This is a genomic window from Pseudomonas sp. TH32, assembly GCF_016650855.1.
Lineage (GTDB): Bacteria > Pseudomonadota > Gammaproteobacteria > Pseudomonadales > Pseudomonadaceae > Aquipseudomonas.
Genome location: NZ_JAEKFA010000002.1, coordinates 2,204,042 through 2,227,672, shown reverse-complemented (window position 1 = coordinate 2,227,672; position 23,631 = coordinate 2,204,042). Strand labels below are relative to the sequence as shown.

Annotated in this window: 21 protein-coding genes and 2 pseudogenes; 13 read left to right on the top strand and 10 right to left on the bottom strand. The window is 59.1% G+C overall.

Annotated features, from left to right (window positions below):
• The first annotated feature begins 140 nt into the window (after positions 1–140).
• The 3 genes from JFV30_RS13655 (at position 141) to ahpF (ending at position 3,474) form a co-directional block, all read left to right on the top strand.
• Positions 141–1,067, top strand: a complete 927-nt coding sequence (locus JFV30_RS13655) for a site-specific integrase (protein WP_010171391.1) — start codon at positions 141–143, stop codon at positions 1,065–1,067.
• Between the two features lie 150 nt (positions 1,068–1,217).
• On the top strand, positions 1,218–1,781 hold the full coding sequence (ahpC, locus tag JFV30_RS13650; RefSeq protein WP_003173835.1) for an alkyl hydroperoxide reductase subunit C: 564 nt from the start codon (positions 1,218–1,220) through the stop codon (positions 1,779–1,781).
• A 127-nt stretch (positions 1,782–1,908) separates the two neighbouring features.
• Entirely contained in the window at positions 1,909–3,474 is a 1,566-nt protein-coding gene (gene ahpF, locus JFV30_RS13645) for an alkyl hydroperoxide reductase subunit F (protein ID WP_201124292.1), read from the top strand.
• A 63-nt stretch (positions 3,475–3,537) separates the two neighbouring features.
• Here the strand turns inward: ahpF and gloA are convergent, their stop codons facing one another.
• Entirely contained in the window at positions 3,538–4,059 is a 522-nt protein-coding gene (gene gloA / locus JFV30_RS13640) for a lactoylglutathione lyase (protein ID WP_010171387.1), read from the bottom strand.
• A gap of 192 nt (positions 4,060–4,251) precedes the next feature.
• On the opposite strand from gloA, the gene JFV30_RS13635 reads away from it, so the two are divergent.
• Complete coding sequence (locus tag JFV30_RS13635) at positions 4,252–4,788, top strand: DUF4946 domain-containing protein (protein ID WP_201124291.1); 537 nt, start codon at positions 4,252–4,254, stop codon at positions 4,786–4,788.
• Positions 4,789–4,957: 169 nt separating this feature from the next.
• Here the strand turns inward: JFV30_RS13635 and JFV30_RS13630 are convergent, their stop codons facing one another.
• The gene (locus tag JFV30_RS13630) at positions 4,958–5,323 is read right to left on the bottom strand and encodes a histone-like nucleoid-structuring protein, MvaT/MvaU family (protein ID WP_010171383.1); all 366 of its coding nucleotides are present in this window, start codon (positions 5,321–5,323) and stop codon (positions 4,958–4,960) included.
• Between the two features lie 196 nt (positions 5,324–5,519).
• Positions 5,520–7,064 (bottom strand): EAL domain-containing protein, encoded by a 1,545-nt coding sequence (locus tag JFV30_RS13625; protein WP_201124290.1) that lies wholly within the window; start codon positions 7,062–7,064, stop codon positions 5,520–5,522.
• 267 nt (positions 7,065–7,331) lie between these two features.
• On the opposite strand from JFV30_RS13625, the gene JFV30_RS13620 reads away from it, so the two are divergent.
• From JFV30_RS13620 to JFV30_RS13600, 6 genes and pseudogenes are all read left to right on the top strand, one after another.
• Entirely contained in the window at positions 7,332–7,898 is a 567-nt protein-coding gene (locus JFV30_RS13620; protein WP_201124289.1) for a fimbrial protein, read from the top strand.
• 95 nt (positions 7,899–7,993) lie between these two features.
• Positions 7,994–8,785: a fimbrial biogenesis chaperone gene (locus tag JFV30_RS13615; protein ID WP_201124288.1), complete on the top strand. Its 792-nt coding sequence runs from the start codon at positions 7,994–7,996 to the stop codon at positions 8,783–8,785.
• A 96-nt stretch (positions 8,786–8,881) separates the two neighbouring features.
• A pseudogene (locus tag JFV30_RS13610) lies at positions 8,882–11,181 on the top strand (fimbria/pilus outer membrane usher protein); the annotation flags it as partial.
• The gene (locus tag JFV30_RS33190; RefSeq protein WP_446739875.1) at positions 11,176–11,553 is read left to right on the top strand and encodes a FimD/PapC C-terminal domain-containing protein; all 378 of its coding nucleotides are present in this window, start codon (positions 11,176–11,178) and stop codon (positions 11,551–11,553) included. The pseudogene JFV30_RS13610 and the gene JFV30_RS33190, both read left to right, overlap by 6 nt.
• On the top strand, positions 11,436–12,713 hold the full coding sequence (locus JFV30_RS33515; protein WP_342215107.1) for a fimbrial protein: 1,278 nt from the start codon (positions 11,436–11,438) through the stop codon (positions 12,711–12,713). Before JFV30_RS33190 ends, JFV30_RS33515 begins: the two co-directional genes overlap by 118 nt.
• The gene (locus tag JFV30_RS13600) at positions 12,713–13,459 is read left to right on the top strand and encodes a fimbrial biogenesis chaperone (protein ID WP_201124286.1); all 747 of its coding nucleotides are present in this window, start codon (positions 12,713–12,715) and stop codon (positions 13,457–13,459) included. Before JFV30_RS33515 ends, JFV30_RS13600 begins: the two co-directional genes overlap by 1 nt.
• Here JFV30_RS13600 and JFV30_RS13595 read toward each other — a convergent pair.
• Complete coding sequence (locus JFV30_RS13595; protein WP_201124285.1) at positions 13,432–14,322, bottom strand: LysR family transcriptional regulator; 891 nt, start codon at positions 14,320–14,322, stop codon at positions 13,432–13,434. The two genes, JFV30_RS13600 and JFV30_RS13595, sit on opposite strands and share 28 nt — an antisense overlap.
• Positions 14,323–14,398: 76 nt before the next feature.
• On the opposite strand from JFV30_RS13595, the gene JFV30_RS13590 reads away from it, so the two are divergent.
• Complete coding sequence (locus JFV30_RS13590) at positions 14,399–15,322, top strand: DMT family transporter (RefSeq protein ID WP_201124284.1); 924 nt, start codon at positions 14,399–14,401, stop codon at positions 15,320–15,322.
• Between the two features lie 248 nt (positions 15,323–15,570).
• On the top strand, positions 15,571–16,647 hold the full coding sequence (gene hppD / locus JFV30_RS13585; protein WP_201124283.1) for a 4-hydroxyphenylpyruvate dioxygenase: 1,077 nt from the start codon (positions 15,571–15,573) through the stop codon (positions 16,645–16,647).
• Between the two features lie 60 nt (positions 16,648–16,707).
• Here the strand turns inward: hppD and rarD are convergent, their stop codons facing one another.
• From rarD to JFV30_RS13570, 3 genes are all read right to left on the bottom strand, one after another.
• A complete protein-coding gene (rarD, locus tag JFV30_RS13580) occupies positions 16,708–17,589 on the bottom strand; it encodes an EamA family transporter RarD (protein ID WP_169388597.1) in 882 nt (293 codons plus the stop codon).
• A 140-nt stretch (positions 17,590–17,729) separates the two neighbouring features.
• Positions 17,730–18,737, bottom strand: coding sequence for an aldo/keto reductase (locus JFV30_RS13575; protein ID WP_169388596.1), 1,008 nt, complete (start codon positions 18,735–18,737; stop codon positions 17,730–17,732).
• A gap of 76 nt (positions 18,738–18,813) precedes the next feature.
• Positions 18,814–19,716, bottom strand: coding sequence for a LysR family transcriptional regulator (locus tag JFV30_RS13570; RefSeq protein ID WP_010171369.1), 903 nt, complete (start codon positions 19,714–19,716; stop codon positions 18,814–18,816).
• Between the two features lie 100 nt (positions 19,717–19,816).
• Between JFV30_RS13570 and JFV30_RS13565 the strand changes: the two genes are divergently transcribed.
• Positions 19,817–20,521, top strand: a complete 705-nt coding sequence (locus JFV30_RS13565; protein ID WP_201124282.1) for an SDR family oxidoreductase — start codon at positions 19,817–19,819, stop codon at positions 20,519–20,521.
• An 80-nt stretch (positions 20,522–20,601) separates the two neighbouring features.
• Here the strand turns inward: JFV30_RS13565 and JFV30_RS13560 are convergent, their stop codons facing one another.
• From JFV30_RS13560 to JFV30_RS13550, 3 genes and pseudogenes are all read right to left on the bottom strand, one after another.
• Positions 20,602–21,432, bottom strand: a complete 831-nt coding sequence (locus tag JFV30_RS13560) for a hypothetical protein (RefSeq protein WP_201124281.1) — start codon at positions 21,430–21,432, stop codon at positions 20,602–20,604.
• 224 nt (positions 21,433–21,656) lie between these two features.
• A pseudogene (locus JFV30_RS13555) lies at positions 21,657–22,000 on the bottom strand (hypothetical protein).
• 231 nt (positions 22,001–22,231) lie between these two features.
• Entirely contained in the window at positions 22,232–23,542 is a 1,311-nt protein-coding gene (locus JFV30_RS13550) for an MFS transporter (RefSeq protein ID WP_201124280.1), read from the bottom strand.
• Positions 23,543–23,631: the final 89 nt, after the last annotated feature.

The window sequence follows — 23,631 nt, the reverse complement described above, 5'->3', positions numbered from 1 at the left end:
CTGTGGTACGTAGTATGTATATACGTACTATATCATGATTGTATTTAGTCTTAAATTGTTGATTTAACAGATGGGATATTGGCGTATTATCCCGTGTGATAAGGGTTTTGAAGTGGATGTCGCCCAATGGCAGTACAGGTATGAGTGAACTGGACCGTTATCTGAATGCGGCCACCCGCGATAACACCCGCCGCAGCTATCGGGCGGCGATCGAGCATTTCGAGGTGAATTGGGGTGGGTTTCTGCCGGCCACCAGCGACAGCGTGGCGCGCTATCTGGTGGCGCACGCGGGCGTGCTGTCGGTCAACACGCTGAAGCTGCGCTTGTCGGCGCTGGCTCAGTGGCACACAAGCCAGGGTTTTCCCGATCCGACCAAGGCGCCGGTGGTGCGCAAAGTCCTGAAAGGCATTCGGGCCGTGCACCCGGCCCAGGAAAAGCAGGCTGAGCCTTTGCAGCTACAGCACCTGGAGCAGGTGATTGATTTCCTTGAGCGGGAAGGCAGCGACGCCCGAAGCGCTGAAGATCATCCGCGCTGGCTTCGGGCCAAGCGTGACGCGGCGTTGATCCTGCTGGGGTTCTGGCGCGGCTTTCGTAGCGACGAGTTATGCCGGTTGACTATCGAGCACGTGCAGGCGGTGCCCGGCTCGGGCATCACCCTGTATTTGCCACGCAGTAAAAGTGATCGGGAAAATATCGGCCGCACCTACCAGACACCAGCGTTGTTACGCCTGTGTCCAGTCCAGGCCTATAGCGAGTGGCTCAGTGCTTCGGCGCTGGTGCGCGGCCCGGTGTTTCGCGGCATTGACCGCTGGGGCAACCTGGGTGAGGAGGGCTTGCACCCCAACAGCGTGATCCCGCTGTTGCGCCAGGCCCTGGAGCGCGCCGGCATTGCGGCCGATCAATACACCAGCCACTCCTTGCGCCGGGGCTTTGCCACCTGGGCCCATCGCAGCGGTTGGGACTTGAAGTCGCTGATGACTTACGTCGGCTGGAAAGACATGAAATCCGCCATGCGCTATGTTGAAGCGACGCCCTTTCTCGGCATGACCCGCGCATCCCTCGAGTGATTGAAGGTTTCTTCTATTAATACAGTCCCTTGATAGCGAAAACCAATCGTCAGCATGAGGTTTGCCAATGAGCCATCGGCCGGGAGAGTGGGTAGGATTCACCCCATCAACTTACTAAGCCCTTCTACAAAACCTGACGGAGAGTCAACGATGCCTATCATCAACAGCCAAGTAAAACCGTTCAAAGCTACCGCCTACAAAAACGGCAACTTCGTAGACGTGACTGATGCTGACCTGAAAGGCAAATGGTCTGTCGTCTTCTTCTACCCAGCCGACTTCACCTTCGTCTGCCCGACCGAACTGGAAGACCTGGCTGACAACTACGCCGAATTCCAGAAACTGGGCGTCGAAATCTACAGCGTTTCCACCGACACCCACTTTGCCCACGCTGCCTGGCACAACACTTCGCCAGCCATCGGCAAAATCCAGTACACCATGATCGGCGACCCAACCCTGACCATCTCCCGCAACTTCGACGTACTGATCGAAGAAGCTGGCCTGGCAGACCGTGGCACCTTCGTGATCAACCCTGAAGGCCAGATCAAAATCGTTGAACTGAACGATGGCGGCGTAGGCCGTGACGCTTCCGAGCTGCTGCGCAAAATCAAGGCCGCTCAGTACGTTGCTGCTCACCCGGGCGAAGTGTGCCCAGCCAAGTGGAAAGAAGGCGAGGCCACCCTGGCTCCGTCCCTGGACCTGGTCGGCAAGATCTAAGTCTGTGAAGTGCCAAGGGCGGGTTACCGCACCTAAGTAAGCTGCATCCGCCCTCAAAACGCCCGGGCGAGATTCGCTCGGGCGTTTTTTTGTCTGCAATAAACCGAATTAATAGGAAATCGCCCGTATGTTGGACGCCAATCTTAAAGCTCAGTTGAAGTCATACCTGGAACGGGTCACCCAGCCGATCGAGATCGTCGCCTCCCTCGACGACGGTGCGAAATCCCAGGAAATGCTTGCCCTCTTGCAGGACGTAACCAGCCTCACCACGCTGATTACCCTGAAAACCGATGGCAATGATGCGCGCAAGCCATCGTTCTCCATCAACCGCCCGGGTGCCGATATCAGCCTGCGTTTCGCCGGCATCCCCATGGGCCATGAATTCACCTCCCTGGTGTTGGCGCTGCTGCAAGTCGGCGGCCACCCCTCGAAGGCGAGTGTCGAAGTGATTGAACAGATCCGCGCCCTTAAAGGCGAGTTCAGCTTCGAGACTTACTTCTCGCTGTCGTGCCAGAACTGCCCGGACGTGGTCCAGGCGTTGAACCTGATGGCAGTGTTGAACCCGAATATCCGCCACGTCGCCATCGACGGTGCGTTGTTCCAGGCCGAAGTCGATGATCGTCAGATCATGGCGGTGCCGAGCGTTTACCTGAACGGTGTGAACTTCGGCCAGGGCCGTATGGGCCTGGAAGAAATCCTCGCCAAGCTCGACACCAGCGGCATCGAAAAGGCCGCCGAGAAAATCAGCGCCAAAGATGCGTTCGACGTACTTGTCGTCGGCGGCGGCCCGGCGGGCTCGTCAGCTGCTATCTACGCTGCACGTAAAGGCATCCGCACCGGTGTTGCGGCTGAGCGCTTCGGCGGGCAGGTACTGGACACCATGTCGATCGAGAACTTTATCTCGGTACAGGAAACCGAAGGGCCGAAACTGGCCAGCGCCCTGGAAGCCCACGTGCGTCAGTACGACGTGGACATCATGAACCTGCAGCGCGCCACTGCGCTGGTCCCGGCGAAGAACGCGGGTGAACTGCACGAAATCCGTTTTGAAAGCGGTGCGACCCTCAAGTCCAAGACCGTGATCCTGGCCACTGGTGCCCGCTGGCGCGAAATGGGTGTACCGGGCGAGCAGGAATACAAAGCCAAGGGCGTGTGCTTCTGCCCGCACTGCGATGGCCCGTTGTTCAAGGGCAAGCGTGTCGCGGTGATCGGCGGCGGTAACTCTGGCGTTGAAGCGGCCATCGACCTGGCCGGCATCGTCAGCCACGTGACCTTGCTTGAGTTTGACAGCAAGCTGCGCGCCGACGCCGTGTTGCAGCGCAAGTTGTACAGCCTGCCGAACGTTGACGTGATCACCAGCGCGCTGACCAGTGAGGTCAAGGGCGATGGCCAGAAAGTTACCGGCCTGGCCTACAAGGATCGCGACAGCGGTGAGTTCAAGACGATCGACCTCGAAGGCATCTTTGTACAGATCGGTTTGCTGCCCAACACCGACTGGCTCAAAGGCACTGTGGAACTGACTCCACGTGGCGAGATCATCGTTGATGCACGTGGTGAGACGTCGCTGCCAGGTGTTTTTGCCGCCGGTGACGTAACGACTGTGCCGTACAAGCAGATCGTGATCGCAGTAGGCGAGGGCGCCAAGGCTTCCCTGAGTGCTTTCGATCACCTGATCCGCACTTCCGCCCCGGCGTAAATTCTGGCCCGGAAATGAAAAACCCCATGAGTGATCATGGGGTTTTTTATTGCCTGCCAAATCTTACAGCGGTGTTGGCTGAATGATCTCAACCCAGTACGCGTCCGGGTCTTTCACGAAGGCCAGGCTTTTCATGCGGCCATCACTCAGGCGCTTCTGGAAGTCGCAACCCAGCTCTTCAAAGCGTGCGCAGGCCGCGACGATGTCCGGTACCGAGATGCAGATATGGCCAAAGCCACGCGGGTCGGTGTTGCCGTTGTGATAGGCAAAGTCCGCGTCATTTTCGGTGCCGTGGTTGTGGGTCAGTTCCAGGATGCCTGGAATCGACTTCATCCACTGGGTGCGCTCGGCCGCGTCGGCCGGGATCTGGGCCTTGTCGACCAGGGCCAGGAAATACAGGCTGAATTCGGCTTCCGGGAAGTCACGTTTTTCAACCAGGGAAAAACCCAGGACGCGGGTGTAGAAATCCAGCGACTTGGTGATGTCCTTGACCCGCAGCATGGTGTGGTTGAACACGAAGTTCGAGGTGGCGGTGTCAGGTTGGGCGGTGACGCCCGGGAATGTGTTCAGTTCGTGCAGGCTCATGGGCCCTCCAGAGAAGAATGGGGCAAACGTGGCTCCGGTTGGAGCATCCCTTGGCTTGCGGCTGGCATCCTTGCAGCCGGTCCATGATACGCAGCCATGCCTGCTGCGCCAAATGAAAAAGGTCACGCAGCCCTTGCGAGCAGCGGGTGCGGGGGCCAAACTTTGTCGCTTGAACCTTGAGTGTTTTTCGCAATGATCGGATTTCGCGCACCGCTGTTAACGACCCTGGGCCTGTTGTTGGGCAGCACCGCCGTATGGGCGGCTGACCCGGAAATTCATTGGCCCAGCGGCTGGCAGGTGGAGGAGGTGGTGCCCGACGATCAGGCGCCGGCTCAGCCTTCCACAGTGTCGCGCCAGCGTGCAATAAAGAATGATGAAAATGGTGCGACGTTAATGGTCATGGAGTTGACGGGCACCCCGATCGAAGTGGGGCATACGGTCAACCTGCAAGGTGTGCTGCTGGAAATGCGCAAATCCATCCAGAAGGACTTTGCCCAGGGTGGTTATCAAAGTGTGTGCACCAAGATGCACCCCACAACATTGAGCCGGCTTGAAGCATTGGAAACTACCTGTGTCATCACCGAGAACGGTCGGCACGTGCTGTCGCAAACGTTGGTCGGGGCGGTTGATACCGATAAGGCCTATGTTTTTTCATACGCAGGCCAGGCCGAAGCTTACGAGTCCAGCAAGGATGAAGTCAGTTCGGTGCGCGACAGCCTTAAACTTTGAGCGCTGTAGCCAAGGCAGAAAATATTCGAATTGAACAAAGTGAAATGTTTTTTAAAGTTCGTTTTTGAAGATGCCACGGTACTATTTTGTTTCAATATTGCTGCCCGAAAACAAGAAAGCCCTGCATGTGCAGGGCTTTTCTTAGTGCGTTTGTACTAGTCGCAAGGCATTAGCCGCGAAGCCAGGAATCTACAGTGGCTGCGCCGTACTGTTCTTTCCATGCCTTCAGGCCGCGGTGATTGCCGCCCTTGGTTTCGATCAGTTCGCCAGTGTGCGGGTTGTGGTAAACCTTGACCACACGTGCACGGCGCTGTTTTGGTGCGGCGGCGACGGAAGCGCCGGACTTGCTCGGGTTAGGATCCAGGATGGAGATGATGTCGCGCAGGCTTTTGCCGTAGGTTTTCATCAGCCCTTGCAGCTTTTCTTCGAATTCGATTTCTTTCTTCAAACCAGCATCGTTCTTCAGGGATTCCAGCTGGGCAAGCTGCTCTTGAAGGGCTTTTTCTGCTGCGCGAAATTCGGCGAGTCTGGACAAAATCTATACTCCAATAGTGTATTTGGCTGATATCTACTGCAAACAAAGCGATAAGCCAAGAGCCTTAAGGCGACTCAATGAAAGTGGCCCTCCTGCCAATTCAGCACAGGCAGGAAAAATTGTAGTAGTTAATCAGCCATGAGTAAATCATGTCTTTTGTATAATTAACAATATTTCCATTGAAGTGGCTGGCTATTCAATGGCCGTTCAGGAATCTAATGAACTCGTCGCAAGGAACAGGCTTGCCAAACAGGTAACCTTGCAAGAAATCCACGCCTTGAGCGGCGAGGTAATCGCATTGTTCTTGTGTTTCGACGCCCTCTGCCACGATGCCCAGGTCGAGCTTGGCGGACAGTTCAATGATGCTGTCGAGTATATGCCGCGAGAGTGCATCAACACCGATCATCGCTACAAAGCTTTGATCTATCTTCAAGTAATCGACATTGAAGTTGCGCAAATAACCCAGGCTGGAATGGCCGGTGCCGAAGTCGTCGATCGCGATCATTACCCCCATTTCATGCAGAGCCTGGAACAACTGGCGGGTGATGTCGGTGGGCTCGATCAACTCGCGCTCGGTCAATTCAAGTACCAGGATCACCTTGCCCGGCGGGAAGGCGGCGAGGAATTCCCGGCAGTCCTCCACCAGCTCCAGGTCGTGACAATGGCGAGCGGTGATGTTGATACCTACATGGAAGTTGTCAGCAAATTGCTCGGCGTGGGGCGCCAGTTGTGCGGCGGTCCGGCGCATCAGGGCGCGGGTCATTGGCACGATCAGGCCGGAATGCTCGGCCAGGGGAATGAACAGGTCCGGGCGCACCAGGCCTTCCTTGGGGTGATTCCAGCGCATCAGCACTTCGCAGCCGGCCCACTGGCTAATGTTGTCGCCACGCACCACCGGCTGATAATACGGAATGAATTCATTGGCGCCCAAGGCCCGTTGCAGCTCATGGGTCGGTGCTGACGAGCGTTTTTGCAGCCAGTGCGCGAGCAGGCCCGCCAGTACGCCAAAAAACACCACCAGGACGAACAGCGCCGGAAACCGGTCTTTCATGTAGCGCCATGTTTCGCCTTCCGGCATCCCGACTTCCACGCTGTAGGTATACCGCTTGGAATCGAGATGATGCTGGGCCACGGCAAAGGCCGGCAGCGCCGTGTTGTGAACCTTGCCATCGGCCGACAGCCAGTTGGGCCCGACCTGCAGCACCAGGTCGGCGAAACGGCTGATCAGGCGCAGGGCGTTGGTCAGGTGGTAGCCATCGATAGACGCAAACGCGCCCCGGTCACCTTCGGTGAGGCGATACACCAGCAAGGCGGTGTCGGGCGTGACCGGGTTGCCTTTCATCAGCCAGAGCCGCCCGTTGACGTAGTCTTCAGGGTTGACCGGCGACTGGTAGTTGCCGCCAAACAATGAGCTGCAATAAATGTTTCTCTGCCAGGACAAGGTCGTGGCGCGCACGAAGGGGCGGCGGGTGACTTGTTCGCGCAAGGCCAACTGTGTTGGAAGATCGCATTCGTGGCCTGCCAGCGGCAACAGCTCCTGGGCGGCGAGGGCAGTGTTGTCGAGCATCAAGTCAAACTGGCGCACGGCTTCTTCGGCGGTTTGTGCGGTGCTTTGTTCCAGTGTGCGTTCGGCCTGCCAATACAGAATGAGCACACCCAGCAAGATCGGCAGTGCCCCGCAAAGTGCGGTGACCAGGACACGGGTGGAGCGGTTGCGTGGTTTTTTTGCGGTCAGGGGCATGGCAGCTGCCTTCGGCATGAGACGGGAAGGGTACGTAAAATCGTTAAACAACTTTCCCATGCACATAAGCCAAAAAACGGCGATTTACCACTGCGCGGGCCTTTCTGGTTCTCCAGTCCGCCCCTCCAAGGGCTTTGACATATGTAGATATAGTTGTGAATGGATCGAATCTCAACGTGGGCGCCACGTAAACCTACGAAAGCTTTGGCCAAAGTACCACATTGCCTTGGAAAGCTTTCGTTAGCCCATTCTATTAAGGAAGCGTTGATGATGAAGAAACAACTATTGGCGATGGCATTACTGGCAGCCTCTGGGGTAATGGCTACTGCCGTGTCTGCCGAAGACGGCACCATCACAATTTCCGGCGAGGTGAAAGGCACGACTTGCACCATCAGCGGTGGCACTGGCGTTTCGCCGGGTTCGGGCAACAACTTCCCGGTGGTCCTGCAGACGGTCCAAACCTCGGCCCTTTCGACTGCGGGGCAAACGGCTGGGGCAAAACCGTTCTATGTGTACGTCGGGGGTAGCCCAACGTGCCCGGACGGGACTGTTGTTGCTGTCTTGTACGAGGCTGGCAGCCCGAACATCAATCCAGCCACCGGCAACTTGCGTAACGTTGCAGCCGCAACCCCGGCGGCCAACGTTGAAGTACAACTTGTCGACGGTGCTGTGAACAGGCCAATCGACCTGCGGTCCGGTCTCAATTCCACGCCTGCAACCATCGTCGGCGGCTTGGCGACCTTGCCTTTCTCGGCACGCTATATCGCCACGGGTGGTCCCGCGGGTGCGGGCCTGGTCAATACCAGCGTGCAGTACTCCGTTACTTTCCCTTGAATAGGCCGGGCTGATTGCTCCGGCACTTTTGCCTGAGGTTCTCACCCGGTGGCGTGATTGCCGGGTGCAGACAATTGTCTATCAAGGAATACACAATGTTCGATCTTTCAACGACACTCAGCCGTTTTCTGACGTGGGCTGTAGTGGGGCTCGGCCTGAGCCAGGTGGCCCAAGTGGCCTGTGCCGGGGTCGTTATCAACGGTACGCGGCAGATTTATCCAGAGCAGCGCCGTGAGATCACGATCCAGCTGAGCAATGATGACCAGCAGGCTCCTCGCTTGGTACAAGCCTGGGTGGATGCCGGTGATCAGCACCAGGCTCGAGAGCTGAACGACGTTCCTTTCAGTCTTTCGCCTCCGGTCTTTCGCCTGGATGCGGGGAAGGGGCAGGCCATGCGCCTGGCCTACAACAAGGAGCCACTGCCCAGCGACCGGGAGTCCTTGTTCTGGCTGAATGTGCTGGAAGTGCCCGCCCGGGTTGACGAGTTTGACAAATCAACGGAGGAGAGTGAGCGCAATCATCTGCAATTTGCCTTCCGTATCCGTACCAAGGTGTTCTTCCGGCCGACCGGCTTGCCCGGCAAGGCAGATGAGGCGCCGACACAGCTGCGCTTCAGTCTGCAGCGCAACGCCAAGGGCGTCGTATTGCAGGTTCAGAACCCTTCGGCGTATCACGTCACGTTCAATGAAATAGCCGTGTCCATGGGCGCGCAGCCGGGCGCGAGAGTACTCCCGGTGGAGGCGGGCATGATCGTGCCGCGCGGAACGCTGAGCCTGCCGATTCGCGGGGCGGTGGCCGTTATCCCTGCCGATGCCGAAGTGCATTTCAAGTACATCAATGACTACGGCGCGTTTTCGCCCACGCAGCGCGCCGCCCTGCAATTGTGATCGCGAACACCTGGCTGTTGACGTCGGCTGCATGGCAGCACCCACCGTTCGCTGTTGAAAACAGATTGCCCTAACGCCCTTTCTGAAGTCCTGACTATGCCTACTTACGTTCAACTACGGGTGTACCGTTGCGCCCCGGTTTTGCCCTTCAAACCTGGAAGGTTGATGCTTGGCGGGCTGTTCGGCGCGGTATTGATCTCCTCCGAGATGGCTTTTGCGACCACGCCGACCTTTGATCTGGGAGCGTTCTCCGGCGGTACGGCGGCCACGGTGGACATGTCCCGTTTCAATACCGGCAACGTCATGAGCCCGGGTGTTTACCGCGTTGATATCATCGTCAATGGTCAGCGCGTGGGGCGGCGCGATGTCGACTTTATCGCCCTCGATACGAAAAGCGGCGCCGTGCCCTGTTTTTCCCCGCAAATGCTGGAGCAGCTGGGTATTGCGTGGGACAACGTTGATCGCGACGCCGGCCCTGACGTGAAAACCAGCCCGCGGCTGGACGGCGCGCTCTGCGGCGACCTGGGGCAATGGATCCCGCTGGCCAGCAGCAGTTTTGATGCCTCGACGCTGGAGTGGTCTGCCAGCGTTCCGCAGCTCTACCTCAAGCAATCCGCCCGGGATTATGTCGATCCGGCCTATTGGGATGACGGCGTCACCGCCGGCTTGCTCAATTACAACTTCAGTACGTCGGCCCGCACCTCGGGCAACGTAGACGACCGATCCTACCTGGGCATCAATACGGGCGTTAACCTGGGCAGTTGGCGTTTGCGGCACCAGGGCGCCCTGAGTCAAAACTCTCGCACTGGCTTGCAGCCTTATCAAAATACCGCGACTTACGTGCAGCGCAGCATCGCCCCCTGGAAGTCACAGCTGACCATTGGCGACAGCTTCAGCAGTGGGCAGATTCTCGACGGGGTCCGCATACGCGGCGTGACCCTGGCGACCGACGAGCGCATGTTGCCGCAATCGCAACAAGGCTATGCGCCGCAGGTTCGTGGTGTGGCAAGCAGCAATGCCACCGTCACGGTCAGCCAGAACGGTTACACCATTTATGAAACCAAGGTTGCTCCAGGTCCCTTTGTCATCAGTGATTTGTTTGCCACTGGCTCCGGTGGCGACCTGACCGTCAGCGTGACCGAAGTGGATGGGCGCCGGAACACCTTTGTAGTGCCTTACTCCGTAACCCCACAGTTGTTGCGTGCCGACGCCACCCAATACAGCGCGACCTTGGGCGAGGTGCAGCAGCGGGGAATCGAAGGCAAGGCTCCATCGGTGTTCCAGGGCACGTTACAACGAGGCCTGACCGACGAGCTGACGTTGTATGGCGGCGGCTCATTTTCTGAAGGTTATAACCAGGGCAAGGTCGGCGTGGCGGTGAGTACGCCCCTTGGCGCGTTTTCCCTGGACGGCAGCGGGTCACGCACGAGTGTGCCGGGGCAGGGCAATTTATCCGGCCATAGCTTTGGCCTGGGCTACAACAAGAACTTGCCGAGCTCGGGTACGCATTTTTTGCTGGGGGCCTATCGTTTTTCGTCGGACGGTTTTCTCAGCTTGCCCGATGCAATCAACGTGCGTGATCTCGGGCGCCGGAACGAAGACATCAATGGCTATGCCCGTCAGAAAAGCCGTATTGACCTGACCGTCAGCCAAAAATTCGGGGACGGTACGTTGAGCCTGTATGGCAGCTCGGTCGATTACTGGGGGCAGCAGCAAGGCCGCCAGACCTCGTTTACAGTGGGCTACGGAGCGAGTTGGAAAAAAGTCAATTGGAACCTTTCGGCCCAGCGTTCGCGGATCGAGGACACCCGCCGACTGACTGATGGTGAACTCGCTGACGAGGTGTTTTTTGGGCGCACCGCGCAACAGGGCCGCATTGACAATCGCTTCATGCTGTCCCTGTCGATGCCATTGGGCAGTGACTTCAATTCGCCCAGTATCAATACCTCGTTATCCCGTGACACCGGTTCGTCCCGCTCCACCCAGCAGCAAGTGGGGATCAATGGTTTGTACGGGGAAAATGCCGAAGGCAGCTACGGGATTTCCGCTAACCGCAGCACCAGCGGGGACAGCACTTCAAGCGACGTCAATACCTATGCGGGCTACCGCACGCGTGCGGCCAACGTGCGGGTGGGTTATGGGCAGAGCAGGGACAGTTCGCAGCTGTCCTTCAGTGCCGATGGTGCGGTTGTTGCTCACGCGGGTGGCATGACCTTGTCCCAAAGCCTGGGGAGGCCTCGACGCTGGTTCATGCGCCGAATGCCGAAGGCGCGATGCTGGGCGGCGCTGGCGGTACTCGTATCGACAGCAGCGGCTACGCAGTCGTGCCGTCACTCAGGGCTTTCCAGAACAACGTGGTTGAAATCGATCCCGAAGGCACCTCCCTCGATGTGGAACTGAAGGAGTCAACCCAGACGGTGGCGCCGACGTTGGGCGCAGTGACCTTGATCACCTTCGAAACCATCAGCGGGCGTGCCGTGATACTCAAGGCCACGCAGAAAAACGGCCAGCCACTGCCATTCGCCGCCCAGGTGTTCGATGAGCAGGGCCGGGAAGTGGGCGTGGTCGGCCAGGCCAGCAAGGCGTTTGTGCGGGGGATCGCGGACAGCGGAGTGCTGACCGTGAAATGGAGCGATGCGGCGGGCGGGCAATGCAGTATCGACTATCAGTTGCCGAAACAAATCAGTGGCGAGCGGCAAGTCAATACCGATTTTCTGCAAGGCCAATGCGTGGTGATGCGGGCACCGCACGCGGTGACAGGAATATGAAAATGTACGATTTATTGGAACACTCAAACTATTCTTGGAGAGTTGGGAACATGGCCATCCGCTTCTGTCGTTCAATGGTCACCAAGCTTGGGCGCCGAACGTGGACCAAGGCAGGGAATCGGTTTGGGCGCGGCGTATTGATACTGTGCGGTCTGGTGGCATCGTCCAGTGTTTTCGCATTTGGAACCTGTCAGCCAAGCGGGGCGAGAGACATTGTTATCTCCATCCCGTCGCCCATCACAGTACCTCCCGGAACGGCAGTCGGGCAGGTAATCGGTAATACGAGCGGGTATGCCTTCAACAGTCAATCCGTGATGCGCTGTACTTACACGGACATATTTCACCCCAGATATGCTGAGTCGGTTATGCGGGGCTATGTGGGTGGGGAAGACTCACTCGTTCGCCTTAACGCGTTGGGTCTGAGCATACGTGTCTATCGCACGAATGTGCCGGGGGTGGGGATAGCAGTGGCGGCTCAGGACCCCAACCGTCCAATGGTTGCACTGAGTGACAGACTCACCGTTCTTTACGGAACCACGCAAAACAAACCCGGCGCCTGGGGGGCGAACGTACGCGTCTTTCTTGTGGCGATTGGGCCTACAGTCGGAGGAACCATCAGGTCCCAGGAGGTAGCAACTTTTGATCTGCGTCCCCTCGATTTGATCATCCACAATGACGTCCGATTCATCATTCCCGGGGTTGTTATAAACGCTCCGCTAAAACCCACCTGCAGCGTTACCACGCCTTCCGTGCCAATGTCTCTGGGGCAAGTGACGGTCAGCGCATTCAAAGGGGTCGGCAGTCATGCCGGCAGTGCCACCGAAAGCATCCGACTCAATTGCGGGGGCGGTGGCGGCAGCACGCTCGATGTATTCGTCACGGTGACCGACCAGACCCAACCGGCCAACCGTACCGACGTGTTGTCCCTGGCCGGAGGCTCAACCGCCGGCGGTGTGGCGTTGCAACTGTTGCGCGGGCCTACGCTGATCCGCTATGGCGCCGACTCCTCGGCCATCGGTAACCCCAACCAATGGTTGGCAGGCAGCACAGGCAACGGTACGTTTTCTATCCCGCTGACCGCCCGTTATATCCAGACCGGTTCCAGCATTACCCCAGGCACGGCAAACGGTGTGGCAACGTTCACCATGGCCTATCGCTGATGCCGGGGATTTTGAACCCGGCGGGATTTGCATCAGGCCTGGCGTTGCTGCTGTTTTCGAGCTTGCCCCGCGCGGAAATCGTGATTGATCGCACCCGGGTGGTCTATGCGGCGCCGGCACGGGAGGTCACGGTCAATCTGAAAAACGAGAGCAGTGGTCCGCGCTTGGTACAAGCCTGGATCGACGACGGGGATGCGCAGCTGGCACCCGAACTCAGCGATGTGCCTTTTAGCCTGAGCCCGCCCATCGTGCGCATGGAGCCGGGGCAAGGCAAGGCGTTGCGACTGACGTTCAACGAGAGGGAGGGCGCCGCGCTGCCCACGGACCGGGAGTCGGTATTCTGGCTCAACGTACTGGGCGTTCCTCCCAGCCCCGAAGGCCACGCCAATACTGTGCAAGTGGCGTTTCGCACGCGGATCAAGCTGTTTCTGCGGCCCAAGGCGCTGTCGATGTCCAGTCTGGAGGCTGCCCGGGCGCTGAAATGGCGCAAGCTTGCGGGGCCGGAACCGAGGCTTGGGGTCAGCAATCCCAGCGCCTATTACGTGACCCTTTCCAACGTAGTGTTGACCGTCAATGGCGCGCAAAGCAGTAGCGACGACCCGCCGATGATCGCGCCGCATTCGGCCGAGGTGGTGCTTCTGACAGGGGCGGACCGGTCCCGGGACAAACCCGGGATAAGCTTCACGACCATTGACGACAACGGCTCAACACAACGCCATCAAGCCGAATGGACGTCCGATGAGTAATCCAGTTGGGTTGCCAGCTTTATAAACGCCAGGGTGGCGGGAGACGATTGGCGTTGATCCAGCACCGCCAGCCCCACCTGGCGCTTGACGGCAGGTGCCAGTGGCTTTTTCAAATAACCTGGATCGTTCGTCTGCGGCAGTGACAACTCGGCAACGATGGTCACGCCATCCCCGCGCCGGACAGTGTCCAGCGTGCTCAGCAACTGCGAGCAGCGGTAGCGGATGTCCGGTTTGAGCCCGGCCCCGAGGAACAGGCGCGACACCAGCTCGGCAGACCCGGCCTGGGTCAGGATAAACGGGGTGTTGCATAGCTGCTTCAAGCTGATCCAGGGCTGATGGGCTGAAGGATGGTTTACGGGCAGAAGGGCCACCAGTTGATCCTCGATCAACGGGAACGTATCGAAACGTTCCTCGGGCATGACCACGAACGCCACGTCGACGCGCCGCTCTTCCAGCCACTGCATTACCTGCCGATCCGGCCCTTCATCCACATGCACCTCAATGCCCGGATGCAACTGGCGAAAGCGCTGCAGAATCCTGGGTAACAATCGAATCGACGAAGTGGGCCCGAACGACCCGATGCGTAGCGTGCCGCGTTTCATGCCGCGGGCGTCGGCGGCTTCCTGTTGCAGTGTGTTGGCCAGCCCGAGCATGGCCCGGGCGCGCAACAGCAGTTGTTGGCCGATATCACTGAGTTCGACCTGGGATTGATGGCGGCGGATCAACTCCACTCCCAACTCCTGCTCCAGGGATTTGATTGCGTGGGACACCGCCGACTGGCTGATGCCCAGGCGATTGGCAGCGCTGGTGAAACCTTGCAGCTCGGCCACCAGGGAGAAGATTTCCAGCTGGGTAAGGGTCATGAGTATTTACTCATTTTACGATGACAAAGGATTAGCCAAACAATAAGCCAATCCTGAATGTTTGAGTAGAAATCCGATGACACCGACCTCCGACCGTCTCACGTATCTGAAACTGGCGGCCGTGACCATGATCTGGGGGGGCACCTTCGTTGCCGGGCGTTATCTGGCCGCTGGCCTGGACCCGCTGCTGGCGGCGACCGTGCGTTTTGTGCTGGCCAGCCTGGCGTTGCTGGTCTTCCTGGGCGCGGCGCGAATTCGACTGGTGCGCCCGACCAACGCACAGCTTGCGCAACTGACCGTCCTCGGCTTTTTCGGGATCTTTTTCTACAACCTGTGCTTTTTCTTCGGCCTGCAGTACATCAACGCGTCCCGTGCATCGCTGATCGTGGCGCTGAACCCGGCGGTGATTGGCCTGGCTTCGTGGGTGTTGTTCAAAGAGCGCCTGGGGTCGCTCAAACTGCTGGGAATCGCGCTGTGCCTGGGCGGTGCGGGGCTGGTGATCGTCAGTCGCAACCCGCAGCTATTGCAGGGCGCCGCGAACGCCTGGATCGGTGACCTGCTGATTTTTGGCTGTGTGGTGGGGTGGGGCGTGTATTCGCTGTTTTCCCGCCACCTCAACCAGAGCCTGGGCCCGCTGCAAACCGTGACCTGGTCGATCCTGTTGGGCACACTGATGCTGACGATCACCACGCTGGCGACGGGCCGGTTGACGGTGGCCGCGCTGGGCGCCATCGATCTGCCCCAACTGACGAGCTTGTTGTACCTCGGCGTGCTGGGCTCGGCGCTGGCCTATATCGGCTATTACGATGGCCTGCGCCGTATCGGCGCCACCCGCGCGGGCGTTTTCATCGCCCTCAATCCGCTGACGGCGGTCATCTGCGGCGCTTTGCTGCTCGGTGAGCAACTGACCGCACCGATGCTGATGGGCGGGGTCGTGATCCTGCTGGGCATCTACCTGTGCAACAAACCCCTTGCGCGCGCCCGGGCAATGGGGATTTGATAAGAGTACGGACAAATCTGTTTACGCTGTGTAGAATCGATTTACGCATACAAGAATAAGGACTTGCGCTAACGCAAGCCTCGCCCGTAAGAGACTGATGTAATCATGAAGCTACTCGGGTCCGCCCTCATCTTTGGTGACTTCCTCGCCCGCAGCGTGCGGGGTATCTCCTGTGCGCCGCCTGCCCACCTCATCCTTGCTGGCAACTAACGACATCCGTTAATGACAAGAATGATGAGGCACCGAAAATGACAGACCTGTACGAAAACCCAATGGGCCTGATGGGCTTTGAGTTCATCGAATTCGCATCGCCAACCCCGGGCACCCTGGAGCCGATCTTCGAGATCATGGGCTTCACCAAAGTGGCGACTCACCGTTCCAAGAACGTGCACCTGTACCGCCAGGGCGAGATCAACCTGATCCTCAACAACGAACCCAACAGCATCGCCTCCTACTTTGCGGCCGAGCACGGCCCGTCGGTGTGCGGCATGGCGTTTCGCGTCAAGGACTCGCAACAGGCCTATAACCGGGCTCTGGAACTGGGCGCCCAGCCTATCCATATCGAAACCGGCCCGATGGAACTGAACCTGCCGGCGATCAAGGGTATCGGCGGCGCGCCGCTGTACCTGATCGACCGCTTCGGCGAAGGCAGCTCGATCTATGACATCGACTTCGTGTACCTCGAAGGCGTCGAGCGCAACCCGGTGGGCGCCGGCCTGAAAGTCATCGACCACCTGACCCACAACGTGTACCGCGGGCGCATGGTCTACTGGGCGAACTTCTACGAGAAGCTGTTCAACTTCCGTGAGGCGCGTTACTTCGACATCAAAGGCGAGTACACCGGCCTGACCTCCAAGGCCATGAGCGCCCCGGACGGCATGATCCGTATCCCGCTGAACGAAGAATCGTCCAAAGGCGCCGGCCAGATCGAAGAGTTCCTGATGCAGTTCAATGGCGAGGGCATTCAGCACGTGGCGTTCCTCACCGACGACCTGATCAAGACCTGGGACGCGCTGAAGAAGATCGGCATGCGCTTCATGACCGCGCCGCCAGACACCTACTACGAAATGCTCGAAGGCCGCCTGCCGAACCACGGTGAGCCGGTGGACCAACTGCAAGCGCGGGGCATCCTGCTGGACGGCTCGTCGGTGGCGGGCGACAAGCGCCTGCTGCTGCAGATCTTCTCGGAAACCCTGATGGGCCCGGTGTTCTTCGAGTTCATCCAGCGTAAAGGTGATGACGGTTTCGGCGAAGGTAACTTCAAGGCGCTGTTCGAATCCATCGAGCGTGACCAGGTACGTCGTGGTGTGCTCACCGCTGACTGATGGTTGATGTAAAAAAGCCCGGTCGTGGATATCCGCGACCGGGCTTTTTTTTGCCTGCAATCAGGCTTTGCGCTGGCGAACCAGGTGCTTGAACCCTTCGTACACCAGCACCATCACCGCCAGCCAGATGGGTATATAGGTCAGCCACTCACCGGCCTTGATGCTTTCTCCCAGCAGCAACGCCACCCCGAGCAACAGCACCGGCTCCACATAGCTGAGCAGCCCGAACAGGCTGAAGGCCAACAAGCGGCTGGCGACGATGTAACACACGAGTGCCGATGCACTGATCACGCCCAGCATCGGGATCAAGGCGTACAACCCCTTGTGGGCATCGAGCACCGCAAAGCCCTGTTCGCCGCTTTGGACGAACCACAACGCCACCGGCAACATCAGCGCCATATCGAGCCACAGCCCGCCAAGGTGGTCGGTCTTCAGGCGTTTGCGCACGATGAAGTAGATCGGGTAACCGATGATTACCACCAGCGTGGCCCAGGAGAAACCGCCTACCTGGTACAACTCGTTAAGCACGCCGCAGGCTGCAAAAAACACCGCGACCTTTTGCAGGCGTGACAGCTGTTCGCCATACACCAGGCGCCCGGTGAGCACCATGGTCAACGGCAGCAGGAAATACCCCAGCGATACATCCAGGCTGCGACCGTTGAGCGGCGCCCACATGAACAGCCACAACTGCACCCCCAGCAAGGCCGAAGACAAAACCAGCCCGCCGATCAAACCGGGTTTGGCTGCGGCCAGCCGAACCAACTCCCAGGCGCGGCGCCACTCGCCGCTGACGATCATGAACACGGTCATGCAGGGCACTGTCAGCAGCATCCGCCAGCCGAAGATCTCCAGGCCGCTCAAGGGCGTGAGCAGCGACGTGAAGTAATACATCACGGCAAACAACACCGAGGCCAATACCGATAACACAACACCTTTAGACACGCTGTCCTCGCGAAAACCGATGGCTACAAAAGAGGGGAGATTTCAGGGAGGGAATATAGTGCTTTTGCGGCGAGATGTTTGCGCTGTTTTGTGGTGAGGGGACAAGCCCCCTCACCACAGGGCAGGTGTAGGCCGCTCGGCTATCGTGCAATCCGACCCGACACGAAATGGCTCACATCATTGAATCCCGGCGTCGAGGCATGCCCCGGTGTCACCAGCGAATCAATAAACGCCTCATCCTCCGCCGTGATCTTCACCTCCAGCGCGCCGGTGTAGGCGTCCCACTGCGCCTCGGTGCGCGGCCCGACAATCGCCGAGCTGACCGCCGAGTTGTTCAGCACCCAGGCAATCGCGAACTCGACAATCCCTACGCCGCGGCCCTGGGTGTATTGCTGGATCTGCTGGGCAATGCGCAGGGACTCGACGCGCCATTCGGTTTCCAGGATGCGCTTGTCCTGGCGCCCGGCGCGGCTGCCGGCTTCAGGTGTCACGTCCGGCGCATATTTGCCACTGAGCACGCCACGGGCCAGCGGGCTGTAAGGCACCACACCGAGGCCATACGCGGCAGCGGCGGTGATCTGCTCCACCTCGGCCTGGCGGTTGACGATGTTGTACAGCGGCTGGCTGATGATCGGCTTGTCCACCCCCAGGCGCTCGGCCACGCGGATCACTTCAGCGATGCGCCAGCCGCGGTAGTTGGACAGGCCCCAATGGCGGATCTTGCCCTCGCGGATCAAGTCGCCGATGGCCGAAACCGTCACCTCCAGCGGCGTATTGTGGTCTTCACGGTGCAGGTAGTAGATGTCCAGGTAATCGGTGTCGAGGCGCGTCAGGCTGGCTTCGAGCGCATTGAAGATCCGCTTGCGGTTCAAGCCGCTGCGGTTTGGCAGGCCATCCACCGGGCCGATGCCCACCTTGGAGGCCAGCACCCAATCCTGGCGCTGGCGGGCGATGGCTTCACCGACGATTTCCTCGGAGCGCCCGCCGGTGTAGACGTCGGCGGTGTCGATAAAATTGATGCCTTGGTCCCAGGCCTTGTCGATGATGCGCAGCGAATCCTCAGTGTTGGTCTGCTCGCCAAACATCATGCTGCCCAGGGTCAGCGCGCTGACTTTCAACCCGGACTGGCCCAGTGTGCGGTAAATCATCGTGAACACCTCAAAAGGGGGAGACAGTACTTACCCAATACCAGAGAGCAAGGCTCTGGAACAAGCCCTGCGACGGTTATTGCGGTAATAGTTCGGCGCAGCGCTGTTGCAGGAAGCGGTGCAGGACCTTGACCCGTTCCGACACTTGCAGCCGGTGCGGGCACATCAAATTGAACGGCGTCGGCTCGCCTTGCCAATCGGTGAGCAACGGCACCAGGCGCCCGGCCTTGATATCGCGGGCCACATCCAGCCGCGCTTTGTAGGCGATGCCGTGGCCGGCCAGCGCCCAGCGCCGCACGATCTCGCCGTCATCGCTCAGGTAGTCGCCTGTCACCTCGACTTCCTGGAGCAGGGCGCCCTGGCGAAAGTACCAGGTGTTGTTCGCACGGCCCTGGCGCATGTAGCGCAGGGTGCTGTGTTGCGCCAAGTCCTGGGGCGTGCGCGGTGTGCCATGGCGTGCCAGATACTCAGGACTGGCACACGCCACGCGCTGGTGATCGGGCACCACCGGCAGGGCCACCAGGCTGGAATCCCGTGGCACGCCAAAGCGCAGGGCAATGTCGACGGTCTCGCGGAACAGGTCGGCATTGCTGTCGTTGAGCAGCAACTGAAGGCGCACGTTCGGGTGTTCGAGCTTGAACTCGTCCAGCCAGCCCAGCAGCACATTGCGCCCGAAATCCGAGGGCGCCGCCAATTGCAGCAAGCCACTCAAGCTCTGGCCTTGCTGCTTGATCGCCTGTTCGCCTTCAGACAACGCCTCCAGGGCCACACGCACGCTGTCGAGGTAGCGCCGGCCTTCTTCGGTCAGCCGCATGCTGCGGGTGGAGCGCGCCAGCAGCCGGATGCCCAAGCGGGTTTCCAGGCGCTTGAGGGCGATACTGGCTGCGGCCGGAGTCAGGCTGAGGCTACGAGCCGCAGCGGACAGGCTGCCCGTATCGGCCGTACGCACGAAGACTTCAAGGTCGAGGATCGAACTCATCTGTAAAAATCCTTTAAAGATCTTGTCGTTTTACCGGGATTTTTCAAGGATTGCCAAGCTGGGAAGATGAAACCTCATTTTCCCAACCAGGTATTTCTCCATGACTTCTCCCCTCAACGGCAAAACCGTCATCGTCATCGGTGGCAGCAGCGGCATTGGTGCAGCCGTGGCCAAACAGGCTGTGGCACGCGGGGCCCACGTGGTGCTGGCCGGACGGCGCTTGTCTTCAACCGTGGAGAACGGTGTGCGCAGCGAGCAGGTGGATGTGACCGACGTCGCCTCGTTGCAGCGCCTGTTTGAAACAGTGGGGCGTTTTGACCATCTGGTCTACACCGCAGGCCCTGCGGTGCAGGCCAAGACGTTGATCGAGACTGACCTGAACCTGGCGCAAGACAACTACAACGTGAAGCTCTGGGGTTCGCTGCGGGCGATCCAGGCGGCGCTGCCATTTCTCGGCGAGCACGGCAGCATCACGCTGACCTCGGGCCAACTGGGTCGTCGAGCGGTGGCGGGGCAGTTCATCAAGACCGGGATCAATGCGGCGACTGAGGCGCTGGGCAAGCAGTTGGCCAAGGAGCTGGCGCCACGTCGGGTCAACGTGATCAGCCCGGGGGTGATCGACACCGAGGCGTATGCCGGGTTGTCCGAGGAACAGCGGCTGGCGATGTTTGCCAAGGCCGGCGGGGCGTTGCCGGTAGGGCGAGTGGGGCAGGCCGAAGAAGTGGCTGCCGGGTATGTGCTGGCGATGGAGAACGGGTTTATCACGGGCAGCGTGATTGATGTGGATGGTGGCGGCTTGTTGTAAGTCGAAAAAAGTCGCCAGCGTTATTGCACCCAGCCGTCTGAGGCTGGGTGTTTTTCTCCCGCAAGGGTGCTCAACATGCTTTATCGGTCAACGACATCGAACGTGCCTTCTGCGTAAAACTCGCGATCGTCTGCGGTCCTGAATTGTGCTTTGAAATCGCCTTTGGCATGACCCGTTTCCGGCAAAGATTCCAGGCTGATTTTGCCGCTGTACGCGTTGTAAATGCCGATGCCTGCGCGCTGGCCGATGATGACTCTTACCTTCGCGTCATTGTCGCCGAGGCTATATTCTCCCGGAGCAACGCCTTGCTCTACGTAGACCGTAAAGAAGTGCTGATCGGGCGGCCAGTCGATGAACTCCCTGCCTATGACCTGGTAGTAGGGTGGGATAACTACAGGATCTTCATAAACAATAGTGACGTCTTTCGCGCGAAATTCAGCAAAGGGAGGGGACGCGCCGCTCAGCGCCACGAGAAATTCGCCAGTTCCGTTATGTACGTCAAAAACGCCCCTGGAAACGTTGACGGTATAGGTCTGCCCGTTTTGCGTGGTGGTTGCGAAAAAGTTAAAAGTCGCATTCATCCTGTTGTTCTTCAGGGAAACGGTTATTTCGCCTTCCGTCGCCTGAAAATTAATGCCTTGAGAAAACAGAATCGCGCCCGCGCCGGAGGCGCCAAAGCGATAGGTGTGTTTGCTCCCATCCTGGGGAAGGTCCAGCGGCAATATAATTGTGAATGTATACGATTGATAAGGGTGCTCGATGACCTGGCGCGCGGTGAGGGTCCAGGCATAGGGCTCTTGGTGCAGCTCAAAAACCTGGCCATCAAATTCATGTGCAAAATAGCCCCTGATCTCGGCAGTAAAGGAGCCCTTCGCAAAGGGGATAACAGGGGAGGGAGTGGGCCGATTCATTGTGATTGTCCTCGTCTGTCAGATTGGAAATCTGATGACTCGATCCTAATGAATGCCAAGGAGGCGAGATACTGTCAAAGTTGACAGGTGTTAAACGGGGTTTTTATATAGCCAACTGACAGGTTGGCAAGATGCCCTCCCTGAGAGGGCATCTGGATAGAGCTGATAATTCTGCAAAGAGCGCGTCATACGAAACGCCCGAGGTCGTATACGAACCTGCAGAATTAGTACCGCGGCGCCGGAACCGGTTGTGGCGGGTAGTAGTAGCCTGGAGGCGGCGGCGCCTGGTAGTACACCGGCGGAGGTTGCTGGATGTACACCGGCTGCGGCTGGACGTAAACCGGCTGTTGCACGTAGACCGGCGGCTGGGAGTTGGCGACGACCGAGCCTACGACGAGCCCGCCGACCACGGCCCCCAGCAACGCCGGGCCCCCCAGCCCCAACCACCACGGTAGCCACCGTGACCCCATCCATAGCCGTACCCGCCACGGGCTTCTGCCTGCCCCGCGATAGCGAGGGTGGCAATCAGCACGAGGGCTACTTTCACTTTTGAGAGTCGACTGATCATGACAAGTCCTCTACTTATGCATCGAACCGGTTTTAATCATATTCCCGGGCATACGTTTCAGACAGTGCTTTTTGAGGGGATTACGCGGCGCCAGAGTAAAGGTTAGGTAAGGTTTGTAGCCTGTTTGTTACCTGGCCCTGGCGTTGAAGTGAATACGGGTGTCCGGCGGTATTTTGAATATAAAAACACCGGCGCCGCCGTGGAGGTCGACAGCGCCGGTTTACCCTGATGTCAGGCCTTGAGTGTCCGTGTCATCCGCAACGCCAGCACACTGCCCGCCACAATCACCGCCGCCAACAAGTACAGCGCCATGTCGGTAGACCCGGTGGCATCCTTCACAAACCCGACGATATACGGGCTGAGGAACCCGGCCATCTGGCCCATGGAGTTGATCAGCGCCAAGCCACCCGCCGCAGCGCCTGCGCTGAGCATGGCGGTCGGTACCGGCCAGAACATCGGCAGACCGGTGAGGGCGCCCATGGTGGCGATGGTCAGGCCGAGGATCGCAATCGCCGGCGTGGTTGCAAAGTTGACCGCAATCACCAACCCGATCGCGCCCATCAGCATCGGCACCACCAAGTGCCAGCGACGCTCCTTGCGCAAGTCGGCAGAGCGGCCCACCAGCAGCATGAACACCGCCGCCAGCAAATACGGGATTGCACTCAACCAGCCAATCACCAGGTTATCGCTGAAACCCATGTTCTTGATGATCGACGGCAGCCAGAAGTTGATGGCGTACACGCCGCTCTGGATGCAGAAGTAGATCAGGCCGAACGCCCAGATGGCCGGGTTCTTGAACACTTCCAGCAGCGAGTCGCTGGTGGTTTTCGGCTTGTTGGCCAGGTCGGTCGCCTGGTCGGCTTCGAGTACTGCGCGTTCATGGGCCGTGAGCCATTTGGCGTTGGCAAAGCTGTCGCTGAGCAGGAAGTAGGCGAGGGCGCCGAGGATCACCGTCGGGATGCCTTGCAGCAGGAACATCCACTGCCAGCCTGCGAGCCCGCCCTGGCCGGCGGCGAAGTGGTTGAGGATCCAGCCGGAGAACGGGCTGCCGAGCAAGCCGGACACCGGGATCGCCGACATGAACAGCGCCATGATCCGCCCACGGCGGAAGGTCGGGAACCACTGCGAGAGGTACAGCACCACACCCGGGAAGAAACCGGCTTCAGCGGCGCCGGTCAACAGGCGCAAGCCGTAGAAATGGGTGGGAGTGGTGACGAACAGCAGGCAGGTGGACAGGGTACCCCAGACGATCATCATCAGCGCAATCCAGCGCCGTGGACCAAACCGGGTCAACGCCAGGTTGCTCGGTACGCCGCACAGCACGTAGCCGATAAAGAAAATCCCGGCACCGAGGCCGTAAACGGTCTCGCTGAATTTCAGGTCGTCGAGCATCTGCAACTTGGCAAAGCCGACGTTGACGCGGTCGAGGTAGTTGAACAGGTAGCAGATGAAAATGAAGGGGATCAGGCGCAGGGTAATGCGCTTGTATACGGCGTTTTTATCGTCATCGGTGGCCTGGGTGACAGCGGCGCTCTGTGACATGGCAGTCTCTCTTTATTATGATTTTTCGCGATGCGAGGGTAACGTTGATCGCCCAATGAGTCTCGGCCACCTCAAGGGGTGATGTCTTT

Excerpts from the sequence above, each read along its gene's own strand:
- hppD (WP_201124283.1), top strand. The coding sequence starts at position 15,571 with ATGACAGACCTGTACGAAAACCCAATGGGCCTGATGGGCTTTGAGTTC.
- JFV30_RS13625 (WP_201124290.1), bottom strand. The coding sequence starts at position 7,064 with ATGCCCCTGACCGCAAAAAAACCACGCAACCGCTCCACCCGTGTCCTG.
- JFV30_RS13550 (WP_201124280.1), bottom strand. The coding sequence starts at position 23,542 with ATGTCACAGAGCGCCGCTGTCACCCAGGCCACCGATGACGATAAAAAC.
- JFV30_RS33515 (WP_342215107.1), top strand. The coding sequence starts at position 11,436 with ATGCAGTATCGACTATCAGTTGCCGAAACAAATCAGTGGCGAGCGGCA.
- JFV30_RS13575 (WP_169388596.1), bottom strand. The coding sequence starts at position 18,737 with ATGATTTACCGCACACTGGGCCAGTCCGGGTTGAAAGTCAGCGCGCTG.
- JFV30_RS13600 (WP_201124286.1), top strand. The coding sequence starts at position 12,713 with ATGCCGGGGATTTTGAACCCGGCGGGATTTGCATCAGGCCTGGCGTTG.
- ahpC (WP_003173835.1), top strand. The coding sequence starts at position 1,218 with ATGCCTATCATCAACAGCCAAGTAAAACCGTTCAAAGCTACCGCCTAC.
- JFV30_RS13565 (WP_201124282.1), top strand. The coding sequence starts at position 19,817 with ATGACTTCTCCCCTCAACGGCAAAACCGTCATCGTCATCGGTGGCAGC.
- JFV30_RS13655 (WP_010171391.1), top strand. The coding sequence starts at position 141 with ATGAGTGAACTGGACCGTTATCTGAATGCGGCCACCCGCGATAACACC.
- JFV30_RS13560 (WP_201124281.1), bottom strand. The coding sequence starts at position 21,432 with ATGAATCGGCCCACTCCCTCCCCTGTTATCCCCTTTGCGAAGGGCTCC.
- gloA (WP_010171387.1), bottom strand. The coding sequence starts at position 4,059 with ATGAGCCTGCACGAACTGAACACATTCCCGGGCGTCACCGCCCAACCT.
- JFV30_RS13570 (WP_010171369.1), bottom strand. The coding sequence starts at position 19,716 with ATGAGTTCGATCCTCGACCTTGAAGTCTTCGTGCGTACGGCCGATACG.
- JFV30_RS13595 (WP_201124285.1), bottom strand. The coding sequence starts at position 14,322 with ATGACCCTTACCCAGCTGGAAATCTTCTCCCTGGTGGCCGAGCTGCAA.
- ahpF (WP_201124292.1), top strand. The coding sequence starts at position 1,909 with ATGTTGGACGCCAATCTTAAAGCTCAGTTGAAGTCATACCTGGAACGG.
- JFV30_RS13620 (WP_201124289.1), top strand. The coding sequence starts at position 7,332 with ATGATGAAGAAACAACTATTGGCGATGGCATTACTGGCAGCCTCTGGG.
- JFV30_RS13635 (WP_201124291.1), top strand. The coding sequence starts at position 4,252 with ATGATCGGATTTCGCGCACCGCTGTTAACGACCCTGGGCCTGTTGTTG.
- JFV30_RS13615 (WP_201124288.1), top strand. The coding sequence starts at position 7,994 with ATGTTCGATCTTTCAACGACACTCAGCCGTTTTCTGACGTGGGCTGTA.
- JFV30_RS13590 (WP_201124284.1), top strand. The coding sequence starts at position 14,399 with ATGACACCGACCTCCGACCGTCTCACGTATCTGAAACTGGCGGCCGTG.